At 71.7% G+C, this 20,241-nt stretch carries 18 protein-coding genes and 1 pseudogene; 16 read left to right on the forward strand and 3 right to left on the reverse strand.

Annotation, left to right across the window (positions count from 1 at the left end; genetic code table 11):
• The first annotated feature begins 52 nt into the window (after positions 1 to 52).
• The 4 genes from CIB93_RS28465 to CIB93_RS28480 all read left to right on the forward strand — a co-directional run bounded on the left by CIB93_RS28465 (position 53) and on the right by CIB93_RS28480 (position 4,752).
• On the forward strand, positions 53 to 1,249 hold the full coding sequence (locus CIB93_RS28465; protein WP_096631048.1) for an acyltransferase family protein: 1,197 nt from the start codon (positions 53 to 55) through the stop codon (positions 1,247 to 1,249).
• A 144-nt stretch (positions 1,250 to 1,393) separates the two neighbouring features.
• The gene (locus CIB93_RS28470; RefSeq protein ID WP_096630996.1) at positions 1,394 to 2,731 is read left to right on the forward strand and encodes a NarK/NasA family nitrate transporter; all 1,338 of its coding nucleotides are present in this window, start codon (positions 1,394 to 1,396) and stop codon (positions 2,729 to 2,731) included.
• Positions 2,732 to 2,914: 183 nt separating this feature from the next.
• The gene (locus tag CIB93_RS28475; protein ID WP_096630998.1) at positions 2,915 to 4,057 is read left to right on the forward strand and encodes a uroporphyrinogen-III synthase; all 1,143 of its coding nucleotides are present in this window, start codon (positions 2,915 to 2,917) and stop codon (positions 4,055 to 4,057) included.
• Positions 4,058 to 4,146: 89 nt separating this feature from the next.
• The gene (locus CIB93_RS28480) at positions 4,147 to 4,752 is read left to right on the forward strand and encodes a GNAT family N-acetyltransferase (protein WP_096630999.1); all 606 of its coding nucleotides are present in this window, start codon (positions 4,147 to 4,149) and stop codon (positions 4,750 to 4,752) included.
• On the opposite strand, the gene CIB93_RS28485 is transcribed toward CIB93_RS28480, so the two are convergent.
• Positions 4,685 to 5,317, reverse strand: a complete 633-nt coding sequence (locus CIB93_RS28485; RefSeq protein WP_096631001.1) for a GNAT family N-acetyltransferase — start codon at positions 5,315 to 5,317, stop codon at positions 4,685 to 4,687. The genes CIB93_RS28480 and CIB93_RS28485 overlap by 68 nt on opposite strands.
• A gap of 132 nt (positions 5,318 to 5,449) precedes the next feature.
• Here CIB93_RS28485 and CIB93_RS28490 point away from each other — a divergent pair, with 132 nt between their 5' ends.
• The 6 genes from CIB93_RS28490 to CIB93_RS28515 all read left to right on the forward strand — a co-directional run bounded on the left by CIB93_RS28490 (position 5,450) and on the right by CIB93_RS28515 (position 12,702).
• The gene (locus tag CIB93_RS28490; protein ID WP_096631003.1) at positions 5,450 to 6,064 is read left to right on the forward strand and encodes an ABATE domain-containing protein; all 615 of its coding nucleotides are present in this window, start codon (positions 5,450 to 5,452) and stop codon (positions 6,062 to 6,064) included.
• 65 nt (positions 6,065 to 6,129) lie between these two features.
• Positions 6,130 to 6,717 (forward strand): sigma-70 family RNA polymerase sigma factor, encoded by a 588-nt coding sequence (locus CIB93_RS28495; RefSeq protein ID WP_096631004.1) that lies wholly within the window; start codon positions 6,130 to 6,132, stop codon positions 6,715 to 6,717.
• Positions 6,714 to 7,712 carry an anti-sigma factor gene (locus tag CIB93_RS28500; protein ID WP_306454830.1) on the forward strand — a complete coding sequence of 333 codons (999 nt, stop codon included), beginning with the start codon at positions 6,714 to 6,716 and terminating at the stop codon, positions 7,710 to 7,712. Before CIB93_RS28495 ends, CIB93_RS28500 begins: the two co-directional genes overlap by 4 nt.
• Before the next feature lie 138 nt (positions 7,713 to 7,850).
• Positions 7,851 to 10,229: a UvrD-helicase domain-containing protein gene (locus CIB93_RS28505; protein WP_096631006.1), complete on the forward strand. Its 2,379-nt coding sequence runs from the start codon at positions 7,851 to 7,853 to the stop codon at positions 10,227 to 10,229.
• 425 nt (positions 10,230 to 10,654) lie between these two features.
• Positions 10,655 to 12,091 (forward strand): NAD-dependent malic enzyme, encoded by a 1,437-nt coding sequence (locus CIB93_RS28510; protein ID WP_096631008.1) that lies wholly within the window; start codon positions 10,655 to 10,657, stop codon positions 12,089 to 12,091.
• A 329-nt stretch (positions 12,092 to 12,420) separates the two neighbouring features.
• Complete coding sequence (locus CIB93_RS28515; RefSeq protein WP_003968811.1) at positions 12,421 to 12,702, forward strand: HU family DNA-binding protein; 282 nt, start codon at positions 12,421 to 12,423, stop codon at positions 12,700 to 12,702.
• A 114-nt stretch (positions 12,703 to 12,816) separates the two neighbouring features.
• On the opposite strand, the pseudogene CIB93_RS28520 reads toward CIB93_RS28515, so the two are convergent.
• Positions 12,817 to 13,325, reverse strand: a pseudogene (locus CIB93_RS28520) (DUF2000 family protein).
• A 73-nt stretch (positions 13,326 to 13,398) separates the two neighbouring features.
• On the opposite strand from CIB93_RS28520, the gene CIB93_RS28525 reads away from it, so the two are divergent.
• Positions 13,399 to 14,247, forward strand: coding sequence for an AraC family transcriptional regulator (locus tag CIB93_RS28525; RefSeq protein WP_373558815.1), 849 nt, complete (start codon positions 13,399 to 13,401; stop codon positions 14,245 to 14,247).
• A 95-nt stretch (positions 14,248 to 14,342) separates the two neighbouring features.
• Here CIB93_RS28525 and murA read toward each other — a convergent pair whose 3' ends face one another.
• Positions 14,343 to 15,683 carry a UDP-N-acetylglucosamine 1-carboxyvinyltransferase gene (gene murA / locus CIB93_RS28530; RefSeq protein WP_032765061.1) on the reverse strand — a complete coding sequence of 447 codons (1,341 nt, stop codon included), beginning with the start codon at positions 15,681 to 15,683 and terminating at the stop codon, positions 14,343 to 14,345.
• 287 nt (positions 15,684 to 15,970) lie between these two features.
• Between murA and CIB93_RS28535 the strand changes: the two genes are divergently transcribed.
• From CIB93_RS28535 to CIB93_RS28555, 5 genes are all read left to right on the forward strand, one after another.
• Entirely contained in the window at positions 15,971 to 16,531 is a 561-nt protein-coding gene (locus CIB93_RS28535) for a YqgE/AlgH family protein (RefSeq protein WP_096631012.1), read from the forward strand.
• A 30-nt stretch (positions 16,532 to 16,561) separates the two neighbouring features.
• Positions 16,562 to 16,858: a DUF3039 domain-containing protein gene (locus CIB93_RS28540; protein WP_006124925.1), complete on the forward strand. Its 297-nt coding sequence runs from the start codon at positions 16,562 to 16,564 to the stop codon at positions 16,856 to 16,858.
• A gap of 244 nt (positions 16,859 to 17,102) precedes the next feature.
• A complete protein-coding gene (locus CIB93_RS28545; RefSeq protein ID WP_096631013.1) occupies positions 17,103 to 18,407 on the forward strand; it encodes an extracellular solute-binding protein in 1,305 nt (434 codons plus the stop codon).
• A 2-nt stretch (positions 18,408 to 18,409) separates the two neighbouring features.
• Positions 18,410 to 19,396 (forward strand): carbohydrate ABC transporter permease, encoded by a 987-nt coding sequence (locus tag CIB93_RS28550; RefSeq protein WP_096631015.1) that lies wholly within the window; start codon positions 18,410 to 18,412, stop codon positions 19,394 to 19,396.
• Positions 19,393 to 20,241: a carbohydrate ABC transporter permease gene (locus CIB93_RS28555; protein ID WP_096631017.1), complete on the forward strand. Its 849-nt coding sequence runs from the start codon at positions 19,393 to 19,395 to the stop codon at positions 20,239 to 20,241. Before CIB93_RS28550 ends, CIB93_RS28555 begins: the two co-directional genes overlap by 4 nt.

Below are 20,241 nucleotides of genomic sequence, written 5' to 3' on the forward strand. Positions count from 1 at the left end.
GTGCCGCGGCCGGGTCCGGCGGCGGGAACGGTACGGGCCGGAGGCCGCACGCATGACCGCGCCGCCCCGGCCCACGGCCGCCGCCGGGCCCGCCGCCCCGGCCCCGGCCGCCCAGGCACCGGAAGCCCCCGTACCCCAACCCCACAGGCCCGTCCGCGACCGGTACTTCGACCTGCTGCGGGCCCTCGCCCTCTTCCGGGTCGTCCTCTACCACCTCACCGGCTGGGCCTGGCTGCCGATCGTCTTCCCGTCCATGGGCGTGATGTTCGCGCTCGCCGGAACGCTGATGGCCCGCTCGCTGGAACGGCCCGCCGCGCAGGTGATCCGCGGCCGGGTCCGCCGTCTGCTGCCGCCGCTGTGGCTGCTCGGGGCGATCGGCGTCACCGGCATGGCCGCCCAGGGCTGGGGCCCGGACGCCGAGGGCCACCCCGGCTGGTGGTGGCAGCACCTGGCGTACTGGGTGCTGCCGCTGAGCGATCCGCCGTACGCGTACGACGTGGCGGGCGTCCCCGGCTTCCTGGGGGAGAGCTGGCCGCAGGAGCTGGCCGGACCGCTCTGGTACATCCGGGCCTACCTCTGGTTCGTCCTGCTCTCGCCGCTGATCCTGCGCGGGCTGCGCAGACTGCCCTGGCCGACGCTGCTCGCGCCCCTCGCACTCGCCGTCGTGATGCGGCTCGACCTGTTCTCCACCACCGACCGCCTCGACTCCGCGATCACCGACTTCTCCACCTTCGGCGCCTGCTGGGTCCTCGGCATGGCCCACCAGGAAGGCGCCCTGAAACGCCTGCCCGCCTACGTCGTGCCGTCGATCGCCCCGCTGTTCGCGGGGGCGGGGCTGTGGTGGGCGAGCCACGAGGGCTTCCGCGGCGGCTTCGACCTGGACTCCATCCCGCTCGCCCAGGCCCTGTGGTCCTTCGGCTGTGTGCTGCTCCTGCTGCACTACAGCCCCTCCTGGACCGAGTGGCCGGGGCGGCTGCGCGCCTTCGACCGGCCGATCACGCTCCTCAACTCGCGGGCGGTGACCGTCTACCTCTGGCACAACGTCTGCATCCTGACCGCCGCCACGCTCTACGACCGGCTGTGGTCGGTCGACGCCCTGAGCGAGAACGTGCCGTGGCTGCTGGAGAGCTGGGTGCCCGTGCTGCTGCTCACCTGGGCCCTCATCGCGCTCTGCGTCCTCGCCTTCGGCTGGGCCGAGGACGTCGCGGCCAGGCGCCGCCCGCGGCTCTGGCCGGACGGGAGACCGTAGACCGCGTCCCCGGGCGGCATCTCACCGGGCCGCAAACGGCCCGGTGAGAGCAAGGTTGCCCACAGGTCACCTCCCGGCACCGCACCGAAACGCGCACTCCCTAGCGTCGGGGGCAACACCCCGACCCCCCTGTGGAGGCACGTGATGGCAGGCCGTTGGATCGAGACCTGGGAGCCGGAGGACGAGACGTTCTGGCGGGAGAAGGGGGAGCGTGTCGCCCGCCGCAACCTGTGGTTCTCCGTGCTCTCCGAGCACATCGGATTCTCCATCTGGACCCTGTGGTCGGTGATGGTCCTGTTCATGGGACCGGAGTACGGCGTCGACCCGGCCGGGAAGTTCTTCCTCATCTCGACGGCCACCCTGGTCGGCGCACTGGTGCGGGTGCCGTACACCTTCGCCGTCGCCCGGTTCGGCGGCCGCAACTGGACGGTCTTCAGCGCGGTGAGCCTGCTCGTCCCGACGCTCGCCGCGTATCTGGTGATGGAGCCCGGCACCTCGTACGCCACCTTCGTGGTGGTCGCCGCGCTCACCGGGATCGGCGGCGGGAACTTCGCCTCCTCGATGACGAACATCAACGCCTTCTTCCCGCTGCGCAAGAAGGGCTGGGCGCTCGGCCTGAACGCGGGCGGCGGCAACATCGGCGTACCCGTCGTCCAGCTCATCGGGCTCCTCGTCATCGGCACGCTGGGGGCCTCGCACCCGCGGATCGTGCTCGGTGTCTACATCCCGCTGATCGTCGTGTCCGCCGTGTGCGCCGCCCTGTACATGGACAACCTCCGGCCCGTGAAGAACGACGGCGGGGCCGCACTGGAGGCCGTCCGCGACCCGCACACCTGGATCATGTCGGTCCTCTACATCGGCACCTTCGGCTCGTTCATCGGCTACAGCTTCGCCTTCGGCCTGGTGCTCCAGACCCAGTTCGGCCGCACCCCGCTCCAGGCCGCGTCGCTCACCTTCATCGGCCCGCTGCTGGGCTCCCTGATCCGGCCCGTCGGGGGCCGGCTCGCCGACCGGTACGGCGGTGCGAGGATCACGCTGGCCACCTTCGGTGCGATGGCCGCCGCCACCGTCGTCGTCATCCAGGCCTCCCGGTCCTCCTCGCTGCCGGTCTTCCTCGTCGGCTTCATCGCCCTGTTCGTCCTGACGGGGCTCGGCAACGGATCGACGTACAAGATGATCCCCGGCATCTTCCACGCCAAGGCGCTCGCCCAGGGGCTCGACGGGGAGGCGGCCGCCTCCCAGGGGCGGCGCATCTCCGGCGCGGCCATGGGGCTCATCGGCGCCGTCGGGGCGCTCGGCGGCCTCGCGATCAACCTCGCCTTCCGCCAGTCCTTCCAGACCTCCGGCACCGGAACAGCGGCCTTCTGGTCCTTCCTCGCCTTCTACGGCGTGTGCTCCGCGGTCACCTGGGCGGTATACCTTCGCCGACCCGCACCCGCTCCCGTGCCCACGAAGCCGCAGATCGGTTACGCGGAGGTGTAGGAAGCGGCGGTCCGGCGACGGGCGACGTAACGGCCGGGAAATACGGGAGGACCGAGCCTGTCACGCGAGGTTGGCAGTCTCGGGCTCCGTACCGACGAGTACCGGTGAGTGCCGACGAGTACTGACGGGAAGCACGGGACCAGACGAGAGCCAGCGGGACCAACAGGAGCCGGGAACACGCCAATGCAGGACGACGACGCAACGCACGGGCCCCTCGCGGGCTTCACGGTCGGGGTGACCGCCGCCCGTCGTGCCGAGGAGCTCGGCACCCTCCTCAAACGCCGCGGGGCCGCCGTCCTGCACGCCCCCGCCCTGCGGATCGTGCAGCTCGCCGACGACAGCGAACTCCTCACCTCGACCAAGGAGCTGATCGACCACGCCCCGGACGTGGCGGTCGCCACCACCGCGATCGGCTTCCGCGGCTGGATCGAGGCCGCCGACGGCTGGGGCATCGGCGACGCCCTCCTGGAGCGGCTGCGCGGCGTCGAACTCCTCGCCCGGGGCCCCAAGGTCAAGGGCGCCATCCGGGCCGCCGGGCTGACCGAGGCCTGGTCGCCCGGGTCCGAGTCGATGGCCGAGGTCCTCGACCGGCTCCTCGCCGAGGGCGTCGCGGGCCGCCGGGTCGCCCTCCAGCTGCACGGCGAACCGCTGCCCGGCTTCGTGGAGTCCCTGACCGCCGCGGGCGCCGACGTCGTCGTCGTACCCGTCTACCGCTGGATGCCCCCGCAGGACCTCACCCCGCTCGACCGGATGCTCGACGTCACCGCCGCCCGGGGCCTGGACGCGATCACCTTCACCAGCGCCCCCGCCGCCGCCTCGTTCCTGGGCCGCGCCGAGACCCGCGGGGTGCTCCCGGAAGTCCTCGGGGCCCTGCGCGACGACGTCCTCGTCGCCTGCGTCGGGCCGGTCACCGCCCTGCCGTTCCAGGCCCGGGGCATCGCCACGGTCCAGCCGGAACGCTTCCGGCTCGGCCCTCTCGTCCAGCTGATGTGCGCCCAGCTCCCGGCAGCCGCCCGCATCCTGCCGATCGCCGGACACCGCGTGGAGATCCGGGGCCACGCGGTCCTCGTCGACGACGAACTGCGCGCGGTGCCGCCCGCGGGCATGGCCCTCCTGCACGCCCTGGCCCGCCGCCCGGGCTGGGTGGTGGCCCGCGCGGAGCTGCTGCGGGCCCTGCCCGGCAGCGGCACCGACGAACACGCGGTGGAGACGGCGATGGCCCGGCTGCGCTCGGCGCTGGGTGTGCCCCGGCTGATCCAGACCGTCGTCAAACGCGGCTACCGGCTGGCGCTGGACCCGTCGGCGGACAGCAAGTACGGTCGCTGAGGGGGCTGTACGGGGGTGGCCCGGGGCCGGGGACGCGTTCCGCCGGAGTCCGGTGGGGCGGGACGCCCGGGCCCGGTTAGCGTGATCGGATGACTGACCGCACGCGCCCGCACGACGGGACGACCGCTCACGCCCAGCCGCTCACCCGCCCGCTCACCCCCGACGTGACCCTCCGGCCCGCCGCGCTCGCCGACGCGCCTTCCTTCGCCACGGCCCTCACCCGCAGTCGCGCGTACATGCGCCGCTGGGAACCCGTACGCCCGGAGGGCTTCTACGCCCCCGAGGGCCAGGCCGCCCGGCTCACCGCGCTGCTCGCCGAACGGGACGCGGGGCGTGCCATGCCGTGGGCCCTCGCGGACGCCGACGACCGGGTCATCGGCGCCTTCACGCTCAGCGCCATCGAGCGCGGCCCCTACCGTAACGCCCGCCTCGGCTACTGGGTCGACGTGGACCACGCCGGACGCGGCCTGGCCACCGCCGCCGTCGGCGCGGTCTGCGACGCGGCCCGGGACAGCCTCGGCCTGCACCGCGTCGAGGCGGCGACCGTCACCGAGAACGCGGCCTCCCAACGGGTGCTGTCCAAGGCCGGGTTCGAGCAGGTCGGCACGGCCCCCGGCTATCTGCACATCAACGGCCGCTGGCGCGACCACCACCTGTTCCAGCGGCTGCTGCACGACGATCCGCCGTTCGCCTGACCTCCGCCGCGGGCGCCTCGCGGGCATGGAGGTGACCGTCGAGCGGGTAGTCGGGCGGCAGCGCGCTCAGCAGCTCCGCGAACGCGTACCCGCACTTCTCCGCCACCCGGCAGGAGGCCACGTTGTCCACCTGGTGCAGGAGCTCAATCCGGACCAGCCCCTCGTCGGCGAAGGCCGTGAACGCCCAGTCGGTGAGGGCGGCCAGGGCCCGTGACGCCACGCCCCTGCCGCGCGCCCCCGCCGTCGTCCAGTACCCCACCTCGGCCCGCTCGGGCCCCGGCCCCGGTCGCTTCAGCGCGAGGTTGCCGACGAGCTCCCCGCCCCGGCCGGTGTCCGTCACCGCGAAGCTGAAGCGGCTGCCCGACTCCCGCCCCGCGCGCTGCGCCGCCAGCCAGCGTTCCGCCTCCGCGGGCGTGAACACGGGCGTGCTGATCCACTGCCGCATCGCCGGGTCGTCGTAGGCCGCCAGCAGCGCCGACGCGTCCTCCTCGCGCCACGGGCGCAGCAGCAGAGCGCCGGCGGTGAGCGTGAGGTCTTCCCTGAGTGTTCCCCCGTGACCGTTCATGGCTGCCACGGTAGCGGCACCGGCCTGGCGGCCGGGGCCCGGCCCGGGCGGTGGCAGGGGTTCCGGCCGGGCCCCGGCAGGGGCACTCTGGGGGTGGCAGTCCGCCGGTGACGCCGAGGTGGTGACCCGCGCATGGGTACGGGCAGGTATGCGCACGTGTGGCGGTTCGACGCGGGCCGGATCTGCCTCGACCTGGTGGCCACCGGGAGCGCGGGCGGGGCGCCCGGGGCATGCGAACAGCTGCCGGACCCCGAGCACTTGAGGGGATGGCTGGCCGCCGCCCGGCTCGTGCCGCCGGGCACCGCGCTGCCCGTGCTGGACGACACGTGGGTCGCCCGCTTCCATGAACTGCGCGCGGTACTGGACCTCCTGATGGAGGCTCAGTCGGGCGGTCCGCGCGCGGACGGCGCGCTGGATCGGGTCAACGCCCTGGCGGCCGGGGCGCCCCCGGGGCTGCGGGCGGTGCGCGCGGCCGACGGTGAGCTGGTACGGGCCCTGAGCGCGGCCCCCGACTGCCCGGGGCTCCTCGCCGTCGTGGCGCGGGACGCGGTGGACCTGCTCACCGATCCGGTGGCGCGCGCGGCCCTGCGCCGCTGCCAGGGTGAGGACTGCCGCCGGCTCTACCTGGACACCTCGCGGGGCGGGCGGCGGCGCTGGTGCTCCGGCGAGGTCTGCGGCAACCGCGAACGGGTCGCCAGGCACCGGCGGCGGGCGCTCGAAAAAGAATCTCCGCCCGGCGTTGAATGAACCGGGCCCCGTCCCCGTATCGATGGTCGAAGAGCTCGATTCAGGGTCTCGACCGGGAGGTTCGGGTGCGCAAGGATGCGGCCGTGGCCGATGACCGTCCGCACAGGGCTCGACATCGCGGTGAGCCGCCCCCGTCCCCCTCCGGGATACCCGACGAGGAGCTGATGCGGGCGCTGTACCGCGAACACGCCGGGCCGCTGCTCGCGTATGTCCTCCGACTCGTGGCGGGCGACCGTCAGCGGGCCGAGGACGTGGTGCAGGAGACGCTCATCCGTGCCTGGAAGAACGCCGGCCGGCTCAACCGGGCCACCGGCTCCGTCCGCCCCTGGCTGGTGACGGTCGCCCGGCGCATCGTCATCGACGGCCACCGCAGCCGGCAGGCCCGGCCGCGCGAGGTCGATCCGTCGCCGCTGGAGGTCATTCCCGCGGAGGACGAGATCGACAAGGCGCTGTGGCTGATGACGCTCTCGGATGCGCTCGACGATTTGACTCCCGCGCACCGGGAAGCATTGGTCGAGACCTACTTCAGGGGACGTACCGTCAATGAGGCCGCCGAAGTACTCGGCGTCCCCAGCGGGACCGTACGGTCCCGGGTCTTCTACGCACTCCGTTCGATGAAGCTCGCACTCGAAGAGAGGGGGATCACGGCATGAGTGACCACGAGTGGCAGCCGTTCGGGCCCCGGCCTCCCGGCCCCCGCCCGCCGTCCGGTCCCTCAAGTCCCCCGTATCCCGCGGGTCCTGCACACCCCTCAGGGCCCGCGCCCGCCTCCGGCCACGGCTACGGCGCGGGCCCAGCCTTTGGCGCGGGCCCCGCGTACCTGTCCGGCCCCGGTGGTCCCTCCGGTCCCTCCGGGCGTGAGGAGCCGTTCGCCGTACCGCCCGAAGGGTCCGAGCACGACGCTGCCGCCGCGTACGTCCTCGGCATCCTGGACGACGCCCAGGCGAGCGCCTTCGAGGCCCACCTCGCCGGGTGTGCCCGGTGCGCCGCCCATCTCGACGAGTTCGCCGGGATGGAGCCGGTGCTCGCGCTGCTGGCCGACGCGCCCGCGGCGCCGCCCGGGGCCCGCCCCGTACCGAAGGTTCCCGAGCGGCCCGCGCCCCGGCTGCTCGGCGGGCTGATGGACGAGGTCGCGCGCAAGCGGCACCGGCGCAGCAGGCGCAGCCGCTACCTGGTCGCCGCGGCCGCCGCCCTGATCATCGGCGGCCCGGTCGCCGCCGTCGCGGTCACGGCGGGCGACGAGGGCGGACCGCCGGTGGCCGCGGGCGACCCGCACCCGACCAGCCCGGCCGAGGACGCCTTCTTCGGGCACATGACGGAGAAGGTGTCGGCCACCGACCCCACCACCCGGGTCGGCGCGACCGTCGGCATGGAGGAGAAGGCCTGGGGCACCCACACGGTCCTGGAGCTGAAGAACGTCAAGGGACCGCAGAAGTGCACCCTGATCGCCGTCTCCAAGACGGGCGAGGAGGAGGTCGTCACCTCCTGGTCCGTCCCGCGGTGGGGATACGGCATCGAGGGCGCCACGAACCCGACCGCGAAAGCCCCGCTGTACGTGCACGGCGGGGCGGCGATGGACCGCGAGGACATCGACCGCTTCGAGGTGCGGACCTTCGACGGGGAGCGGCTGGTGGAGATCGGAGCCTGAGCCGTTCCCCGCCCGCTCCATCCGCTCCATCCGCCCCTCCCGGCGCGACGCGCGATCGGTATCCGGGCGGCAGGTGCGCTCGGGGCCCCCTTCGCATAGGGTTGACGGCTGCCCAGTGCACGTCAGAAGGGGGCCTCGGTGGCCGCGCAGGATGCCGCTGTCGAATCGCTGCGGGACCGGGAGATCGGTGTCGAGCAGGAACATCTCGACCGGGTTTATCACCGCCTTGAGGAGAAGATCCACGAGGCGGAATTCCTTATGAACGACGCCGTCAAGCGCGGCCAGGTCGGTACGCCGGGCGCGCTCGCCGAGCGCGACGCCCAGGTGTTCCGGGCCGGGATTCACCTCAACCGGCTGAACAGCGAGTTCGAGGACTTCCTCTTCGGGAGGATCGACCTGCTGCTCGGCAAGGACGGGGAGCGCGGCCCGGACGGCGCGTACACCTCCGTGGAACCGGCCGACGACTCCGTACGCGAGGACGCCACCGCCGACATCGCGGAGACGCTCCACATCGGCCGGATCGGGGTGCTGGACAGCGACTACGCGCCGCTGGTGATCGACTGGCGGGCCCCGGCCGCCGCCCCGTTCTACCGCTCCACCCCGAAGGACCCCGGCCGGGTCGTGCGCCGCCGGGTCATCCGCTCCAAGGGCCGCAAGGTCCTCGGGGTCGAGGACGACCTGATGCGCCCGGAGCTGACCGCCTTCCTCGACGGCGAGAAGCTGCCGGTGATCGGTGACGGCGCGCTGATGGCCGCCCTCGGCCAGGCCCGCAGCCACACCATGCGGGACATCGTCTCCTCCATCCAGGCCGAACAGGACCTGGTCATCCGGGCCCCCGCCGCCTCCGTCACCGAGGTCACCGGCGGCCCCGGCACCGGAAAGACGGCGGTCGCCCTGCACCGGGCGGCGTATCTGCTCTACCAGGACCGGCGGCGGTACGCGGGCGGCATCCTGATCGTCTCGCCGACGCCGCTGCTGGTCGCGTACACCGAAGGGGTGCTGCCCTCGCTCGGCGAGGAGGGCCAGGTCGCGATCCGCGCGATCGGTTCGCTGTCGGACGAGGCGGCGGGCGTCGAGGGCGCCACCGCGTACGACGAACCGGCCGTGGCCCGCGTCAAGGGCTCGTCCCGGATGCTCCATGTCCTGCGCAAGGCGGCCAGGGGCGCGCTGGAGCAGGGCCGTTCCGCGCCGAAGGCGGACGAGGGCCAGCTCTCCTTCGGCGACGAGCCCGAGCGCGGCCGCCCCACGGCCACCCCGGACCGGCTGCGGGTGGTCGCGTTCGGCGCCCGGATCGAGCTGGAGGCCGAGGAGCTCAAGCGCATCCGGCACAACGCCCTCGGCGGCACCGCGCCGGTCAATCTGCTGCGCCCGCGCGCCCGCAAGCTGTTGCTGGACGCCCTGTGGAACAAGTCCTCGGGGCGCGGTCGCTACACCGACCCGCAGTTGATCGCGGAGCTGCGTTCCTCGTTCGACGAGGACGTCTCGACCGAGACCCCGTTCCTGGAGTTCCTCGACGCCTGGTGGCCCGAGCTGACACCGCGCCGGGTGCTGGCCGCGATGGCGGACGAGAAGCGCCTGGCCCGCTGGGGACGGCGGATTCTCAACCAGGGCGAGGTGCGCCGCCTGGCCCGCTCCCTGAAGCGGCTGGACGCGGACGGCAGCGGTCCGCTCTCCGTCCACGACGTGGCGCTCCTGGACGAGCTCCAGGCCCTCCTCGGCACCCCGCACCGGCCGAAGCGGAAGCGCGAGATGGACCCGCTGGACCAGCTCTCCGGCCTGGAGGAGCTGATGCCGCAGCGCGAGGAGACCCAGTGGGAGCGGGCCGAGCGGCTGGCGGCGGAGCGCACCGAGTACGCGCACGTCATCGTCGACGAGGCCCAGGACCTCACCCCGATGCAGTGGCGCATGGTCGGCCGCCGGGGCCGGCACGCCACCTGGACGATCGTGGGCGACCCGGCCCAGTCCTCCTGGTCCGATCCGGACGAGGCGGCCGCCGCCCGGGACGAGGCGCTCGGCTCCCGGCCGCGCCGCCGCTTCACCCTCACCGTCAACTACCGCAACCCGGCGGAGATCGCGGAGCTGGCCGCGAAGGTGCTGGCGCTGGCCATGCCCGGGACGCAGTCCCCGGCGGCGGTCCGGTCGACCGGGGTGGTGCCGCGCTTCGTGCCGGTCGAGGGCGGCGACCTGGCCGCCGCGGTCCGTGAGGAGGCGCGGCGGCTGCTCGCGGAGGTGGACGGCACGGTCGGCGTGGTCGTCGCGATGAACCGGCGCGCGCAGGCCCGCGGGTGGCTCGCCGAGCTGGGGGAGCGGGTCGTGGCGCTGGGCAGCCTGGAGGCGAAGGGCCTGGAGTACGACGCCACGGTGGTCGTCTCGCCCGCGGAGATCGCGGACGAGTCCCCGGCCGGACTGCGGGTGCTGTACGTGGCGCTGACCCGGGCGACGCAGCAGCTCACGGTGGTCTCGGGGGAGCGCGACCTGCCGGACGAGGACGGGGTCCCGGACCTGCTGAGGGACTGACACCGGCCACCTGGGAATGGCCGATCGGGTGGTCCGCGCGGGTTTCGCGGGTCAACCTGTCGCACGGGAATCACTTCTCGTGGGTCTTTGTTACCGTGGTACTGGCACCGGCTCGATCCAAGCCCCCGGGCCCAACCTTCGTCGCTACGAGCGACCACTTGCCGCGAGGCGAGCATGGCGGGCCGGTGCCACCTGAGCGAAGAAGACAGACCCGCGTCACCTGTTGGTGGCGCGGGTCTGTTCTCGTTTGCGCAGTGGTTGGGGGTTCCGCCGAACGGGTCACTTCTCGTATGGTGGAAACTACTTTCCGAAAGGCGGCAGTCATTACCGGCTACCAGTCGGTAGGTGCGACGATCGGGAAGCGTGTCCGGAACGAGGGTTCCGGTTGCGCGGCAATGAAGCTAAGGAAAGCGAAGGACTCGGCCATGGCAACGGCGCCCAGCGTCTCGTACTCGATGACGGTCAGGCTGGAGGTGCCCGCGAGCGGCACCGCGGTCTCCCAGCTCACCACGGCCGTGGAGTCGTCGGGGGGCTCGGTCACCGGCCTCGACGTGACCGCCTCCGGCCACGAGAAGCTGCGGATCGACGTGACCATCGCGGCCTCCTCCACCTCGCACGCGGACGAGATCGTCGAAGGTCTGCGCGACATCGAGGGCGTCGTGCTCGGCAAGGTCTCCGACCGTACGTTCCTGATGCACCTCGGCGGCAAGATCGAGATGGCGTCCAAGCACCCCATCCGCAACCGCGACGACCTCTCGATGATCTACACCCCCGGCGTCGCCCGGGTCTGCATGGCCATCGCCGAGAACCCCGAGGACGCGCGCCGCCTCACCATCAAGCGCAACTCCGTCGCAGTCGTGACGGACGGCTCCGCGGTGCTGGGCCTGGGCAACATCGGCCCGATGGCCGCGCTGCCCGTCATGGAGGGCAAGGCGGCCCTCTTCAAGCGCTTCGCGGGCATCGATGCCTGGCCGATCTGCCTGGACACCCAGAACACCGATGAAATCGTCGCGATCGTCCGTGCGATCGCCCCCGGCTTCGCGGGCATCAACCTGGAGGACATCTCCGCCCCCCGCTGCTTCGAGATCGAGGCCCGGCTGCGCGAGGCCCTCGACATCCCCGTCTTCCACGACGACCAGCACGGCACCGCGATCGTCGTCCTGGCCGCCCTGACCAACGCCCTGCGCGTGGTGGGCAAGAGCATCGGGGACGTACGCGTCGTCATGTCCGGTGCCGGAGCCGCCGGTACGGCGATCCTGAAGCTGCTCATCGCCGCGGGCGTCAAGCACGCCGTCGTCGCCGACATCCACGGTGTGGTGCACGCCGGACGCGAGGACCTGGTCGCCGCGTCCTCCGGCTCACCGCTGCGCTGGATCGCCGACAACACCAATCCCGAGGGTGTCACCGGCACCCTCAAGGAGGCCGTGGTCGGCGCCGACGTCTTCATCGGCGTCTCCGCCCCGAACGTGCTGAACGGCGACGACGTCGCGGCGATGGCGAAGGGTGCGATCGTGTTCGCGCTCGCGAACCCGGACCCCGAGGTCGATCCGGCAATCGCCCGCCAGACGGCGGCGGTTGTCGCCACGGGTCGCTCCGACTTCCCCAACCAGATCAACAATGTGCTGGTCTTCCCGGGTGTCTTCCGCGGTCTGCTGGACGCCCAGTCCCGCACCGTCAACACGGAGATGATGCTCGCCGCCGCCGGAGCCCTCGCCGACGTGGTCGCCGAGGACGAGATCAACGCGAACTACATCATCCCCTCGGTCTTCAACGACAAGGTCGCGGGCGCGGTCGCCGGAGCCGTCCGGGCCGCCGCGAAGGCCGCCACGGGCACCGGCCCGGCCTCCTCCACGTCCCCCTGACCCGGCGCCCGGCGGGCCCCTACGGCGCGTCGTGGGTCGCGGCGCCCCAAACGCCCCTTTAGGGTGGGCGGGCAGTGGGCCTTGCGGGGCCCGGCATCCGCTGCGGACCGCTCGGCCAAGTCGACGGAGCGTCACCACGAGCAAACCGTGGCGCTTTTCATTGACCCCGAAGGGTTCCGGATTGGCTTTCCCGCCGCTGGTGGGGGCAGGATGCGTAATCGGGCGAGAGGGTCTGACATCAGACCCGGGTCCGGGGACTGTCAGAGGGCCCTGGCAGCATCGGCTTCGATCTCACGCCTCACAGGCAAGAAGAACACGGGAGTAACAACATGAACCGCAGTGAGCTGGTGGCCGCCCTGGCCGACCGCGCCGAGGTGACTCGCAAGGACGCCGACGCCGTGCTGGCCGCGCTCGCCGAGACCGTCGGTGAGATCGTCGCCAAGGGCGACGAGAAGGTCACCATCCCCGGCTTCCTGACCTTCGAGCGCACCCACCGTGCCGCTCGCACCGCTCGGAACCCGCAGACCGGCGACCCGATCAACATCCCCGCCGGCTACAGCGTGAAGGTCTCCGCGGGCTCGAAGCTCAAGGAAGCCGCCAAGGGCAAGTAACCCTCGAAGGCGCAAGCAGGGCGGCCACTCCCGACCAGGGGTGGCCGCCCTCATGCATGCCAGGGGCACATGCGCCCCGCTCGGGCGCCCGCACGCGGGGGAGGCTCCCCGGGGTCAGGGATGCAGCCGCGCGCCCTTGAGGGCCTTGTCCACGGCGTTGCGCGGCCCGTACACGGCCAGTCCCGCCCCACCGCCCGTACGGCGGCCCGGTTGTCCCGGTCGTTCCCCGTACCGAACAGGTCCGAGGTGAACACGGCCGTCGCCAGGGACCGGGAGAGCGCCTTCGTGTGCGCGGCGGTCAGCGTCTCCTTCGCCCCCTCGAAGACCAGCACGGGCTGGCGCAGCATCGGCAGGTACGCGGTGGCGTCGGCGTCCTCGTAGGGCTCGCCGATCACCTCGGGCGCCGCCGTGCCCAGGCCGCTGACCAGGAAGGCGGTCACGTTCAGGCGCTGCCAGGTCTCCAGGTCGTCGCGGAGCAGCACCGCGATCCTCGTGTCGAAGCGGACGGGAGCGTTCTCGCGCTCTGCGCCCTCTGCGGTCCCGGTGGTGCCGGTGGTCCCGGTGGTCCCGGTGGTCCCGGTGGTCTCTGTGGTCTCTGTGGTCTCTGTGGTCGTGTTTCTCATGGTCCGAGACTGGCCGGTGGTCCCGGCCGGGGTCTTGTACGTTCTTCGCGTGATGCCACGGCAGGAGGACGCGATGCCACGGCAGGAGGACGCGATGCCACGGCAGGAGATCTCGGCCTGGCGTCCGGCGGTCCCGGGCATCGTGGAGGTCTTCCACGCCCGCTTCACCGAACACGCCTACCCCATGCACGTGCACGACGCCTGGACGCTTCTGATCGTCGACGACGGGGCCGTCCGCTACGACCTGGACCGTCACGAGCGCGGCACCCCGGACGGCACGGTGAGCCTGCTGCCGCCGCAGGTCCCGCACAACGGTTCGCCCGCGACCTCCGGCGGCTTCCGCAAACGGGTGCTCTACCTGGACATGACCCAGCTCGACGCGAGCCTCATCGGCCCCGCCGTGGACACGCCGGACCTGGCCGACCCTCTGCTGCGCAGCCGCGTCGGCCGGCTCCACGCGGTCCTGGCCGACCCGGACGGCGCGCTGGAGGCGGAGAGCCGTCTGGCGTTCGTCGGCGAGCGGCTGCGGGACCACCTGCGCCCCGCGACAACCCCGGCGGGCGGGGCGGGGCCCCCGAAGCCGCCCCGGGGCGTCGCGCGGGACCTGCGCGAGCTCCTGGACGAGCGGCTGTGCGAGGGGGTCACGCTGGCCGAGGCCGCCCGGCTGGTCCACGCGCACCCCACCCATCTCGTACGGGCCTTCAGCGCGGCCTACGCCATCGCGCCGCACCAGTACGTGACGGCCCGCCGCGTCGACCGGGCCCGCCGCCTGCTGCTCGACGGGATGCCGCCCGGCGAGGCGGCGACCGCTGTCGGCTTCCACGACCAGTCCCACCTCACCCGGCACTTCCGGCGGATCGCGGGTACCACCCCGGGCCGGTACGCCCGTTCGAGGGCCGCCGCGGGGCCTTCTGACGCATGAGCGGCCCGCCGCCCCGGTCCCTCCTGAGGGGGGGGGCCGGGGCGGCGGGCCGCTCATGCGGTGCGCAGTGCTGTGTGCGGCAGCACTGTGCGGGGTCAGACCAGGGAACCGCCCGGCAGCTCGACCTTCGCGCCGAGCTTCTCCAGCTTCTCCATGAAGTTCTCGTAGCCGCGGTTGATCAGGTCGATGCCGTGCACCCGGGAGGTCCCCTGGGCCGCCAGCGCCGCGATCAGGTACGAGAAGCCGCCGCGCAGGTCGGGGATGACCAGGTCGGCGCCCTGGAGCTTCGTCGGTCCCGAGACGACCGCCGAGTGCAGGAAGTTGCGCTGGCCGAAGCGGCAGTCCGAGCCGCCCAGGCACTCGCGGTAGAGCTGGATGTGCGCACCCATCTGGTTGAGCGCGGAGGTGAAGCCGAGCCGGGACTCGTACACCGTCTCGTGGACGATCGAGAGGCCCGCGGCCTGCGTCAGCGCGACCACCAGGGGCTGCTGCCAGTCGGTCTGGAAGCCGGGGTGGACGTCGGTCTCCAGCGCGATGGCGTTGAGCGCGCCGCCCGGGTGCCAGAAGCGGATGCCCTCGTCGTCGATCTCGAAGGCGCCGCCGACCTTGCGGTAGGTGTTCAGGAAGGTCATCATCGAGCGCTGCTGGGCACCGCGCACGTAGATGTTGCCCTCGGTCGCCAGCGCCGCCGACGCCCAGGAGGCCGCCTCCAGGCGGTCCGGGAGCGCCCGGTGGGTGTAACCGTCGAGCTTGTCGACACCGGTGATCCGGATGGTCCGGTCGGTGTCCATGGAGATGATCGCGCCCATCTTCTGCAGTACGCAGATGAGGTCCTCGATCTCCGGCTCGACGGCCGCGTTGGACAGCTCGGTGACGCCCTCGGCGAGGACGGCGGTCAGCAGTACCTGCTCGGTGGAGCCCACCGAGGGGTACGGCAGCCGGATCTTGGTGCCGCGCAGCCGCTGCGGGGCCTCCAGATACTGGCCGTCCGCCCGCTTCTCGATGGTCGCGCCGAACTGTCGGAGGACCTCGAAGTGGAAGTCGATCGGCCGGCCGCCGATGTCGCAGCCGCCCAGGCCCGGGATGAAGGCGTGGCCGAGGCGGTGCAGCAGCGGGCCGCAGAAGAGGATCGGGATGCGCGACGAACCCGCGTGGGCATCGATGTCGGCGACGTTCGCGGACTCGACGTGCGAGGGGTCGAGGATCAGTTCGCCCGGCTCGTCGCCGGGGCGGACGGTGACGCCGTGCAGTTGGAGAAGCCCCCGGACCACCCGTACGTCACGGATGTCGGGAACGTTGCGGAGGCGGCTGGGCCCGCTGCCGAGCAGCGCGGCGACCATGGCCTTCGGCACCAGGTTCTTGGCGCCTCGGACGCGGATCTCGCCCTCCAGCGGGGTGCCGCCGTGGACAAGCAGGACATCGTCTGTGCCGGTCATGTATCTCGCGTTCCGGAGTGGTCGGGCAGGGGGCCAACGAAAAGGGTAATGGCCTCCCACCCCCCTTCCGTAAGACGAAGGGGGGTGTACGAACGTCATGAATCCGCCACAACACCCTCCGCTCACCGGATCTTGCGGAGGGTTACCGTCCGGATGGCCCACCGCGCCCCCGCCCTACAGTGCGCTCCCCGTGCCTCCGTGCGCCCTGAGCTGCGCTCGCTCTCGTGGGGCGACCATCCCGTCCACTCGGCCCCCGCGGAGGGCGAATATGCGGGATCATTTCTGCCATGACCGAGGTGTCCTCGCTCACAGGGCGACTGCTCGTGGCCACACCCGCCCTCGCGGACCCGAACTTCGACCGCGCGGTGGTGCTGCTCCTCGACCACGACGAGGAGGGCTCCCTCGGCGTGGTCCTGAACCGCCCGACCCCGGTCGGCGTCGGCGACATCCTCACGTCCTGGGCCGGGCTGGCCGGCGAGCCGGACGTCGTCTTCCAGGGCGGCCCGGTCTCGCTCGACTCCGCGCTCGGCGTGGCGGTGATCCCGGGCGACGAGGGCCCGCTCGGCTGGCGCCGGGTGCACGGGGCGATCGGTCTGGTCGACCTGGAGACCCCGCCGGAGCTGCTCGGCCCGGCCCTCGGTTCGCTGCGCATCTTCGCCGGTTACGCGGGCTGGGGCCCCGGTCAGCTGGAGGGCGAGCGAGACGAGGGCGCGTGGTACGTGGTCGAGTCGGAGCCCGGCGACGTGTCCTCCCCGCGCCCGGAGCAGCTCTGGCGCGCGGTGCTCCGCCGCCAGCGCAGCGAGCTCGCGATGATCGCCACGTACCCGGACGACCCTTCGCTCAACTGATGCCCGTCTCTTTCAGTACCCTTGGCGGTTATGAGCACTCTTGAGCCCGATCGCGGGGCAGGTACGGGAACCCTCGTTGAGCCGACGCCGCAGGTGTCGAGGGGCGACGGCGACCACGAGCGCTACGCCCACTACGTCCAGAAGGACAAGATCATGGCGAGCGCCCTGGAGGGCACTCCCGTGGTCGCGTTGTGCGGGAAGGTCTGGGTGCCGGGGCGCGACCCGAAGAAGTACCCGGTCTGTCCCATGTGCAAGGAGATCTACGAGTCCATGGGCGCAGGCGGCGACAAGGACAAGGGCAAGGGCGGCGGCAAGGACAAGAAGTAGGTCCGCCCCTCCTTCTTCGGCTTTTCAGGCCCCCGGGCCGCGCGACACCGCGCGGCCCGGGGGCCTTTTCCGTGCCCGGTCACCGGTGGTGACCGGGCCGTCGCGTTGCACGGGCTGCATTCGCTGGTCACAGAGTGGTGGAGACCACTTGTCGGCGTACGGGCGCGGATCTACTCTCCTGCCAGTTGTGCAGAACGAAACGCACGTTGCATATGTTGCAACGCATGACCGGTAGGGGTTCCGGATGAAGCTTTCTGCCCGAATTGCCGCCCCAGTAGCGGCGCTTGTGCTGGCCGGCCTCACCGCCACCGCCTGCGCGCCGCAGACCTCCGACACCAGCGCCAAGGGTGACGAGAAGACCGGCACACTCCGTGTCTGGCTCTTCCAGGAGGTCGGCAACAAGCCCAAGGAGAAGGTCGTCGACGCGGCCGTCGCCGAGTTCGAGAAGGCCCACAAGGGTGCGAAGGTCGAGATCGAGTACATACCGGTCGACACCCGGGCCCAGCGCGTCAAGGCCGCGTTCAACGACCCCAAGAGCGCCCCGGACCTCATCGAGTACGGCAACACCGACACCGCCGGATACGTCAAGGACGGTGGACTCGCGGAGGTGACCGAGGAGTTCAACGCCTGGGACGAGGCCAGGGACGCCGACCCGATCGCCAAGCAGTCCGTCACCGTCGACGGCAAGGTCTACGGCGCGCCCTTCTTCGTCGGCGTCCGGGCCCTCTACTACCGCACCGACGTCTTCGAGGACCTCGGCATCGAGGCCCCCAAGTCCCAGGCCGAGCTGATCTCCACCGCCAAGAAGATCCGCAAGGCCAAGCCGGACCTCTACGGCCTCGCCGTCGGCGGCGCGTACACCTACGGCGCGATGCCCTTCATCTGGGCCAACGGCGGCGAACTCGCGGGCGAGAGCGGGGGAACGTACAAGTCGGGCATCAACAGCGAGAAGTCCCGCAAGGGCATCGAGGCCTACACCTCCCTCTTCGGCGACGACAACTGCCCGGCCGCCAAGTGCGCCTCCATGGGCGGCAACGCCACCGTGACCGCCTTCGCCTCCGGCAAGGCCGCCATGGCGATCGGCGGCGACTTCAGCCACGCGGCTGTCGAGGCGGGCTCGGTCAAGGGCAAGTACGCGGTCGTCCCGCTGCCCGGCGTCGCCGAGAACTCCATCGCCCCAGCCTTCGCGGGCGGGAACAACATCGGCGTGCTCAAGAGCAGTTCGCACCGGACCCTCGCCGTCGACCTGATGAAGTCGCTCACCGGCAAGCAGACCCAGGCCAAGATGTTCGACGCGATGGGCTTCCTGCCCACCTACACCGACGTCCTGGACAACGCCGCGAAGAAGCAGCCCTTCGTCGCCCCGTTCGTGCGGACCCTCGGCGCGGGCGCCAAGTTCGTCCCCGCCTCGCCCGGCTGGGGCCAGATCGACGCCTCGCTGGTCCTGCCGACGATGTTCCAGGAGATCGTCTCCGGCCGTAAGGACGTGGCGCGGGCCTCGGACGACGCGGCGAAGAAGATGAACGCGGCGTTCGCCGACGCGGGCTGACGATGACCACGCACACCACTCCGTACAAGGACCCGGCCGCGGGTACGTCCGCGGCGGGCGGCGGGACCGCACCCGCCCGCCCGCCCCGGCGCGGCCGGTCCGTGTCGCCCGGGGGGCACTCCGGCTGGACCCCCTGGCTCTATCTGCTGCCAGCGCTCGTCCTGCTCGCCGGACTGCTGGTCTACCCGATCTACCAGCTGGGCCTGATCTCGTTCCTGGAGTACACCCAGGCCCAGGTCAGCGGCGGCGAACCGACCACCTTCCAGGGCTTCGGCAACTACGCCACCCTCTTCAACGACAGCCAGTTCTGGCAGGTCCTGCTGGCCACCGTCCTCTTCGCCGCGGCCTGCGTGCTCTCCACCCTGTTCGTGGGCTGCGCGCTGGCCGTCCTGCTCACCCGCATCCGCGCCCTGCCCCGGCTGGCGCTGATGATGGCCGCGCTCGGCGCCTGGGCGACCCCCGCGATCACCGGCTCCACCGTCTGGGTCTTCCTCTTCGACCCCGACTTCGGCCCGGTCAACAAGGTGCTCGGGCTCGGTGACTTCTCCTGGACGTACGGGCGCTACAGCGCCTTCGCCCTCGTCCTCCTCGAAGTCCTGTGGTGCTCGTTCCCGTTCGTCATGGTCACCGTGTACGCGGGCATCCGGGCCATCCCCACCGAGGTGCTGGAGGCGGCCTCGCTGGACGGCGCCTCCCAGTGGCGGATCTGGCGCACCATCATGGCGCCGATGCTCAAGCCCATCCTGATCGTCGTCACCATCCAGTCGATCATCTGGGACTTCAAGGTCTTCACCCAGATCTACGTCATGACCAACGGCGGCGGCATCGCCGGACAGAACCTGGTGCTCAACGTGTACGCGTACCAGAAGGCGTTCGCGTCCTCGCAGTACAGCCTCGGATCGGCGATCGGTGTCGTGATGCTGGTGATCCTGCTGGCCGTCACGCTCGTCTATCTGCGCCTGGTGAGGCGTCAGGGGGAGGAACTGTGAGCGCACGCACCCTTCTGCGCGTCCGGCGGCCCGGCAGGCTGGCCGCCGAGGCCGCCGCCCTGCTCATCGCCGTCGCGGTCGCCTTCCCCCTCTACTGGATGGTGCTCTCCGCCTTCAAACCGGCCGGGGAGATCCAGTCCACCGAGGCCCGCCCCTGGACGCTGGCCCCCTCGCTCGACTCGTTCCGCCGGGTCTTCGAACAGCAGGACTTCGGCCGCTACTTCCTGAACAGCCTGCTGGTGGCGGGCACGGTCGTCATCGCCTCCGCGCTGATCGCCTTCCTGGCCGCCACCGCCGTGACCCGCTTCCGCTTCAAGTTCCGCACCACCCTGCTGATCATGTTCCTGGTCGCGCAGATGGTGCCGGTGGAGGCGCTGACCATCCCGCTGTTCTTCCTCATGCGGGACTTCGGCCAGCTGAACACGCTCGGCTCGCTGATCCTGCCGCACCTCGCCTTCTCGCTGCCGTTCGCCATCTGGATGCTGCGCGGCTTCGTCAAGGCCGTCCCCGAAGCCCTGGAGGAGGCCGCCTACATCGACGGGGCCAGCCGCACCCGCTTCCTGTGGCAGATCCTCTTCCCGCTGGTCTTCCCGGGGCTCGTGGCGACGAGCGTCTTCTCCTTCATCACCACCTGGAACGACTTCCTGTTCGCGAAGTCGTTCATCATCAGCGACACCTCCCAGTCGACGCTGCCCATGGCGTTGCTGGTCTTCTTCAAGCCGGACGAGAACGACTGGGGAGGAATCATGGCCGCCTCGACGGTGATGACCATCCCCGTGCTCGTCTTCTTCGTACTCGTACAGCGACGCCTCGTCTCGGGACTGGGCGGAGCGGTTAAGGACTGA

Source organism: Streptomyces sp. WZ.A104 (genome assembly GCF_002382885.1).
Lineage (GTDB): Bacteria > Actinomycetota > Actinomycetes > Streptomycetales > Streptomycetaceae > Streptomyces.